Origin of the sequence: Neisseria sp. P0016.S008 (assembly GCF_051957775.1) — a bacterium.
Taxonomy (GTDB): Bacteria; Pseudomonadota; Gammaproteobacteria; order Burkholderiales; family Neisseriaceae; genus Neisseria; species Neisseria flavescens_B.
Genome location: NZ_JBQCWB010000015.1, coordinates 1 through 6,286, shown reverse-complemented (window position 1 = coordinate 6,286; position 6,286 = coordinate 1). Strand labels below are relative to the sequence as shown.

Sequence of the window (6,286 nt, the reverse complement as noted above, 5' to 3'; positions counted from 1 at the left end):
GGTGCCGCCGGTGTAGAGGACGAAGATTTTTTGTTTCATGGTGTTTCTGATGAATGATTGAGGCCGTCTGAAAGCGGAGAAGTGTTTCAGACGGCCTGGAATGGTTTATTGATTGGCTTGTTTTTTAGCTTTTGCAGCGCGTTTTTCGTGTAATTTTTCACGGAAGAAGGTATGGCGGCGGTGTTTTTTCCACCAAATCCAGCCGACAATGACTGCGCCGATGCCCAGTACCACAAAGATACCGGATTGCAGACTGTGCATTTTTGCCATCAACCAATCGATGTTGTGCGCACCGTAGTCGCCCAAATAAATCCAAACCGGCACGGAAATCAACGCGGCAAGCCCGTCCATCAGGATGAAACGGGTATAGGAAACTTTACGGCTGATACCTGCGCTCACAAAAACGGCAGTACGCAGGCCGGGCAGGAATCGGGCAACGAATAAAACCCAGTTGCCGTATTTATCGAATTTTTCCTGTACTTGGGCATAGCGTTTGGGTGTCATTACGCGCGCAATGGGTTTGAACTTGAGGATTTTCTGCCCCCACACGCGTCCGGCAACAAACATAAATCCGTCACCCGCCAATACGCCGAGCATACCGACGACAACCATCCAATGCGAGTTGGTATAACCCAGGCCGGAAATTACACCGCCGGTTACCAGCGTCAAATCTTCAGGAATCGGCACGCCGAAGCCGCAAATAACCAAAACGAAAAACACGGCCGCATAGCCGTATTCAACGAAAAAAGATTCTAAAAATGCAAACATGGCCGCCGTCCCACGATAGATATTGATTGATGACTGGATTAAGTTGGAATTCTACCAAAGATAAGGCCGTCTGAAAGCAATCACAAGCAGATATTGTTCAAATTTGACGGTAGTTTGCAAAAAATATGGAAATTTGGATGTGGAAAGTTGGGATATGGACGGATTTGGCAGGTACAATAGCTGCTGGTTTATCTTTCAAACCCGAAATGGCGGTCTGTTTTCAGACGGCCTGTTCAGGAAAATGAAATCATGAAATACAGAGATTTGCGAGAATTTATCGCCGGATTGGAAGCCGAGGGCAAACTCAAGCGCATTCAGCATCCGGTGTCGCCGCATTTGGAAATGACCGAAATTGCCGACCGCGTGCTGCGCGCCGAGGGGCCGGCGTTGCTGTTTGAAAACCCGATTAAGCCTGACGGTACGCGCTACGATTATCCCGTGTTGGCGAATCTGTTTGGCACGCCCGAACGCGTGGCGCTGGGCATGGGCGCGGACAGTGTGTCCAAGCTGCGCGAAATCGGGCAGACGCTGGCGTATTTGAAAGAACCCGAACCGCCCAAAGGCATTAAAGACGCGTTTTCCAAACTGCCGCTGTTGAAAGATATTTGGAGTATGGCGCCGAACGTGGTAAAAAATGCGCCGTGTCAGGAAATCGTGTGGGAAGGCGAAGACGTTGATTTGTATAAACTGCCGATTCAGCATTGCTGGCCGGAAGACGTTGCGCCGCTGGTTACATGGGGTTTGACCGTCACGCGCGGCCCGTACAAAAAACGCCAAAATCTCGGCATTTACCGCCAACAATTAATCGGCAAAAACAAGCTGATTATGCGCTGGCTGTCGCATCGCGGCGGTGCATTGGATTATCAGGAATTCCGCAAACTCAATCCTGACACGCCGTATCCCGTCGCCGTCGTGCTCGGTTGCGATCCTGCCACCATTTTGGGCGCGGTAACGCCTGTTCCCGATACCTTGAGCGAATACCAATTTGCCGGACTGTTGCGTGGTTCACGGACGGAGCTGGTGAAATGTATCGGCAACGATTTACAAGTGCCTGCCCGTGCAGAAATCGTATTGGAAGGCGTGATTCATCCCAACGAAACCGCGTTGGAAGGCCCATACGGCGACCACACGGGCTATTACAACGAGCAGGACCATTTTCCTGTGTTTACGGTCGAACGCATCACCATGCGCGAAAACCCGATTTACCATTCGACCTACACAGGCAAACCGCCCGATGAACCTGCCGTTTTGGGCGTGGCGTTGAACGAAGTGTTCGTACCGCTCTTGCAAAAGCAGTTTCCCGAAATCACTGATTTCTACCTGCCGCCCGAAGGCTGCTCCTACCGCATGGCAGTGGTGAGCATGAAAAAACAGTACGCCGGACACGCCAAGCGCGTGATGATGGGCTGCTGGTCGTTCCTGCGCCAGTTTATGTACACCAAATTCATCATCGTGGTGGATGACGATGTGAACGTGCGCGACTGGAAAGAAGTCATCTGGGCAGTCACCACGCGCATGGATCCCGTACGCGATACCGTTTTGATGGAAAACACGCCCATCGACTACCTCGACTTCGCCAGCCCCGTCAGCGGACTCGGCGGCAAAATGGGTTTGGATGCGACCAACAAGTGGCCGGGCGAAACCGACCGCGAATGGGGACGGGTGATCAAAAAAGACCCTGCCGTTACGGCCAAAATCGATGAGATTTGGGAGAGTTTAGGCTTGTAGATGTCATTTCTATTGGAATTTATACTTCAAATCGTGATGGAAATGATTGGGGCAGTGTTTGAAGGTACGGTAGAAATATTAAGGCTCGATTGGAGAAAAAGAAAACTCTCCAAAAAAGGCTTGATAATGTTGGCGATATGGTTTGCCATCATTGTTGCACTGATTGTGTATATGGTCATTCCTAAGTAAACATCTTATTCTGACAAGGCATCTGTTAAAAGGCCGTCTGAAACTTTTTGGGTTTCAGACGGCCTTTAATTTGAAAATTTAGCGCGGTTTGAGCCACTTCCATTGTTCTTGTATGGTTTCTTGCAGGGCTTTTTGTTTTTCTGCCGGTGTGTTCATGCCATTGGTCAAGCGGCTGTAATCAAGGGTAATGGAAGGGTTTTGTACGGTTCCGCCGATTTTGAGGGGAATCGGTTTGTTTTTGGGTTGCAGCACGTTGCTGATAAGCAGGTTTTCCGATAGCTTTTGGGTATTCAAATCGGTATAGCCGCTGCTGACAACGTGCAGGCTGTCGGAAAACAGTTCGGTGTTGATATGATGGCTGATGCCTTTTTCAATTTCGCTATTGAGGGTGAAATGATGGAAAGGGGTTTTGAGGTTGCTGTTGTCGATTTTTTCCGAAGAGATGCCGTTTTTCAGAATGCTGTCCATATCGATGCCGTGCCATGCGCCGTTGGTAATATCAAGGAGCAGGCTGCCGTTTAGGGCTTGTATCATTTGGGCGCGGTCGTTACCGGTGGTTTTAATGTCGATAACGGCGTCGCCGCTGCCGCTGAAGCTGTGGAAACCGAACAGGTCTTGCAGCAGCGGCTGAATTTGTATGCCTTTTGCGTTTTGCTGAAGGTGGTAGGAAGCAGGTTGGGTCGCCGCAATACTCAGGCCGCCCTCGGTTTTGCCACCATAAAGCCCGGCTTTGAAACGGTGCAGGGCGATATGTTCTTTATCGGCGGTGAGCAGGGATTCGATGTTTTCTAATTGCAGTCCGGCAGTTTGAATGCTGCCGATTCGGAGGTTGGCCTCAATGTCGGGCAACCAGGATTTGGCTAGCAGGGAAGGAAGATTCAGTGATGGCTGGGTTTTCAGATCTTCCAAATAAGGGGTCAGATTGAGTTTTTGTAAGGCGATACCGGCGTCAAGGTGCGGACGAGGTTGGGCATCGCGTTGGTATTTAAAGGCCAAGGCAAGGGCTTGTCTGTCAAATGCGCCTTTCAGACGGCCTTCCCATGTATTGAGGCTGAAATTGGCCTGTCCTTCAAGGGTGCTGATAAATCGGGGGCGGGGAAGGCGGTTGATGGTATCTTGCAGGGTGCTGAAGTGCAGTTTGGACGCTTCGATGCCTTTGCCTTTTTGCCAAACCAACGGGCTGGAAAAGGTAAAGTTGGTTTGGAGGCGGTCGTCTTTATGGCTGCCTTTGAGTTCAAAATTGGCGGCAGTCAAGACGGTTGGATAGAGGTTGGCTTTGTCCAGTTTGAATGAACCGTCCCATTGGTTGTTTTCACTGCCGGCAGTCAATGCGCCGTTGAGTGTGTTGAGGTGCAAATAGCCATTTTTGAATTGCAAGAGGGGAGAACGTGCGTTGATATGCAAGTTTTGATAGTCGCTTTCGGCTTGCAGATTGAAGTCGCGGAAGAGGGCGGTTTGGTTTTGCCAATTAAGGCTGCCTGCAATTTGGGCATCCAGCTTGTTTTTGAGTAATACGGTTTGCAGGTTCAGCTTAAGGGCGGGAACACTCCAACCGGCATTGTTGGGTACCAGATAGCCTGCACCCTGCCAACTGATAGGATTGCCGATGTTTTGTAGTGTGCCGCTGATGTCGAAGGGGCGGCCGTCTGAATCGGCTTGCTGCAGGGAAAATTGCAGATTGTTTAAGGCAATATTTTGCTCTTTAGTGTGATAACGGATGCTGCCGTTATTGATGATGATGCGGTTGAGCTGAAAACTTTTTTTTGACGATGGGTCTTGTTGCAGGCAGGCGGGCAGATGGTGTTTTGAGTCCAGTGTCAGTGTCGGGTTTAAAAGAATCCATTTCTCAATTATGGGCGCATCCGACCATAGGCTGCTCCAGCCAAAGCCCATTTTGGATTCGGCGATGTTCAGCGTCGGCGTGTCAGGTTCGGAAGAGGAAAGGCTGAGGTCTTTTAAAATCAGCGTGGGGCGCGGCAGCCATTTTCTGTCGATAGTGGCGTTGTATTTGATTTGGCAGCCATGGGCGGAAAAGTTTTTTTGTATGAATGCGTCGATGTTTTCTGTGTTGAATATGCGGAACATTAAGGCACTCAATACCGCCGCGAGGCATAAAAGCGCGGTAATGCTGAAAACCAGGGTTTTCAGCCAAAATTTTCCTGAGTGCAACATGGAATGAACAGACAATTCAGATTCTCGTTTTGATGGGAGCTTTAAGGAGTGATTGGGAGTTTAAGCCTTGCTGCTTAAGCGTGTGGAAGTATAACACAGAGTAGGCCTGTGTTTCAGACGGCATGGGCATGTGAATAAAAACACCGCCCAAAGGCGGTGTTGATTTAAGCATAAATTATTTACGCAGACCCAGGCGGGTAATCAGTGTACGGTAAGTATCAGGCTGAGTACGGCGCAGGTAAGACAGCAGGCGACGACGTTGGCTAACCATTTTCAACAGGCCGCGACGGCTGTGGTGGTCTTTAGGGTTGGCTTTGAAGTGAGGAGTCAGGTCGTTGATGCGGAAAGTCAACAGAGCGACTTGTACTTCAGAAGAACCGGTATCGCCTTCTTTGCGTTGGAAATCTTTAACAATTTGTGCTTTTTGTTCTACGGTCAATGCCATGATGGATAACTCCGAAAATACAAAGAACCTTTTCAGGTTCGGACAAGTTTGCCAAGCCAAACGACCTAAGCAAACTCCTAAGTGCCTTTTTATAAAGACGGGCGGATTATGCCACAATTTGTCTTTGTGTGCCACATCTTTTCAGACGGCCAAAAAAAGCGGCGATACCTTCCAGTACCGCCAAAGCTGCTTTGGTGATAAAACTAAACTTTATTTGCTTGCACAGCGGAAGCCTAAGTTATTTAAAACATATTTGGATTGCAGGCTGGTACGGATGCCGTAGCGCAAGAAAGCCGCATAGTTGGATGGGTCGCTTGAGCCTACGGATGCGCCGCTACAGAACATTTGTGTGTTGGACGAACCGGCTGAGAGTTGGCTGCTGTTGAAGTCTTCAGTCCATTCCCAAATCAGGCCGTGCATATCGTATACGCCCCAGTAGTTGGGTTTGTTTTTACCGATGTCGTGCAGGCCGTTGCGGCCGCCGTCTGCATACCAATCCAAGATGGTGCGGTTGTAGCCGGGTTCGGCAGAGCCATCTTTTTGAGTAGCAGAAGCCAAGCCTGCAAATTCCCATTCGTCAATAGTCGGCAGGCGTTTGCCTTTGGAAACGCAGTAGGCATTGGCGGCAAACCATGAAACATTGGTTACCGGATGTTTGAGTTCGCTGGCCTTAGGCGCATAACTGTTGCTGCCGTTTTTTACCCAATGTTTCAGGTAAGCCTTTTCAGCTTGTTTAGAGCTGATTTTGTCTTTTTGCCATTGTGGATGTGTTTTCAAAAATTCGGCAAATTCGGCATTGGTTACAGGATATTTATCAAGTTGGAAGGGCTTGACTTTAATAAGGGAAGTCTCTTTTTTGAGATAGAGAGGGCGATAGCTGCCTCCTTCGATTTTTACCATTTCAGCTGCAAATGTATTGCCGCAGATTAAGGCACTGCCTAAGAGGAGGAGTCGTATGAGTTTCATGGTACGCCCTTATTATCG

At 49.3% G+C, this 6,286-nt stretch carries 6 protein-coding genes; 2 read left to right on the top strand and 4 right to left on the bottom strand.

Going from position 1 to position 6,286, the window contains the following annotated elements; all coding sequences use genetic code 11:
- Window positions 1-105: 105 nt before the first annotated feature.
- Entirely contained in the window at window positions 106-768 is a 663-nt protein-coding gene (locus ACTHS8_RS10715; RefSeq protein WP_440373702.1) for a DedA family protein, read from the bottom strand.
- Window positions 769-1,017: 249 nt separating this feature from the next.
- Here ACTHS8_RS10715 and ubiD point away from each other — a divergent pair, with 249 nt between their 5' ends.
- Both ubiD and ACTHS8_RS10705 read left to right on the top strand, forming a co-directional pair.
- A complete protein-coding gene (gene ubiD / locus ACTHS8_RS10710; protein WP_440373701.1) occupies window positions 1,018-2,496 on the top strand; it encodes a 4-hydroxy-3-polyprenylbenzoate decarboxylase in 1,479 nt (492 codons plus the stop codon).
- A complete protein-coding gene (locus ACTHS8_RS10705; protein ID WP_440373700.1) occupies window positions 2,497-2,685 on the top strand; it encodes a diacylglycerol kinase in 189 nt (62 codons plus the stop codon).
- 78 nt (window positions 2,686-2,763) lie between these two features.
- On the opposite strand, the gene ACTHS8_RS10700 is transcribed toward ACTHS8_RS10705, so the two are convergent.
- The 3 genes from ACTHS8_RS10700 to ACTHS8_RS10690 form a co-directional block, all read right to left on the bottom strand.
- Complete coding sequence (locus ACTHS8_RS10700; protein ID WP_440373699.1) at window positions 2,764-4,857, bottom strand: AsmA family protein; 2,094 nt, start codon at window positions 4,855-4,857, stop codon at window positions 2,764-2,766.
- A gap of 175 nt (window positions 4,858-5,032) precedes the next feature.
- A complete protein-coding gene (gene rpsO / locus ACTHS8_RS10695; RefSeq protein ID WP_003679932.1) occupies window positions 5,033-5,302 on the bottom strand; it encodes a 30S ribosomal protein S15 in 270 nt (89 codons plus the stop codon).
- Between the two features lie 210 nt (window positions 5,303-5,512).
- Window positions 5,513-6,268, bottom strand: coding sequence for a formylglycine-generating enzyme family protein (locus ACTHS8_RS10690; RefSeq protein WP_003745813.1), 756 nt, complete (start codon window positions 6,266-6,268; stop codon window positions 5,513-5,515).
- Window positions 6,269-6,286 lie beyond the last annotated feature (18 nt).

What these genes read in the sequence shown, in the direction of transcription:
- ACTHS8_RS10690 (WP_003745813.1), bottom strand. Translation starts at nt 6,268, where the DNA reads ATGAAACTCATACGACTCCTCCTCTTAGGCAGTGCCTTAATCTGCGGC.
- rpsO (WP_003679932.1), bottom strand. Translation starts at nt 5,302, where the DNA reads ATGGCATTGACCGTAGAACAAAAAGCACAAATTGTTAAAGATTTCCAA.
- ubiD (WP_440373701.1), top strand. Translation starts at nt 1,018, where the DNA reads ATGAAATACAGAGATTTGCGAGAATTTATCGCCGGATTGGAAGCCGAG.
- ACTHS8_RS10705 (WP_440373700.1), top strand. Translation starts at nt 2,497, where the DNA reads ATGTCATTTCTATTGGAATTTATACTTCAAATCGTGATGGAAATGATT.
- ACTHS8_RS10715 (WP_440373702.1), bottom strand. Translation starts at nt 768, where the DNA reads ATGTTTGCATTTTTAGAATCTTTTTTCGTTGAATACGGCTATGCGGCC.
- ACTHS8_RS10700 (WP_440373699.1), bottom strand. Translation starts at nt 4,857, where the DNA reads ATGTTGCACTCAGGAAAATTTTGGCTGAAAACCCTGGTTTTCAGCATT.